Here is a 638-nt window from a genome sequence, read left to right as displayed (position 1 = left end):
CGGGCAGGGTCGTGCTCGCCCCCGGGGCCCGGGCCCCGGGTGGGGTTTGTCAGGCGGGGATGATCAGGCCGGCGGTCTGGGTCTTGGCGCGCTGGAGGCGGGCCTCGGCGTCGGACCAGTTGACGAGGTTCCACCAGGCGGTGACGTAGTCGGCGCGCACGTTCTGGTAGTCGAGGTAGTAGGCGTGCTCCCAGACGTCGAGCAGGACGATCGGGGTCAGGCCGAGGGTGAGGTTGCCCTGCTGGTCGTAGAGCTGGACGGTGACGAGCTTGGAGCCGATGGAGTCCCAGGCGAGGATGGCCCAGCCGGAGCCCTGGACGCCGGCGGCGACGGCGGCGAACTGCTTCTTGAAGGCGTCGAAGGAGCCGAAGTGCTCGTCGATCGCCGCGCCGATCTCGCCGGTGGGCTCGCCGCCGCCCTCGGGGGAGAGGTTGGTCCAGAACGCGGAGTGGTTGACGTGGCCGCCGAGGTTGAACGCGAGGTTCTTCTCGTGCAGGTTGATCGCGGCGAAGTCGCCGGTCTCGCGGGCCTCGGCGAGCTTCTCCAGGGCGGTGTTCGCGCCGGTGACGTAGGCCTGGTGGTGCTTGGAGTGGTGCAGCTCCATGATCCGCCCGGAGATGTGCGGCTCGAGCGCACCG

General features: G+C 70.1%; 1 protein-coding gene. It reads right to left on the bottom strand.

The window, feature by feature from the left end:
* Window positions 1-49: 49 nt before the first annotated feature.
* The coding region (locus CCE02nite_RS20300) for a superoxide dismutase (protein ID WP_141391385.1) at window positions 50-638 on the bottom strand (589 nt) is incomplete at its 5' end.

It is taken from the genome of Cellulosimicrobium cellulans (genome assembly GCF_006539945.1).
Classification (GTDB): domain Bacteria; phylum Actinomycetota; class Actinomycetes; order Actinomycetales; family Cellulomonadaceae; genus Cellulosimicrobium; species Cellulosimicrobium cellulans.
This window is presented reverse-complemented; position numbering and strand designations above follow the sequence as displayed.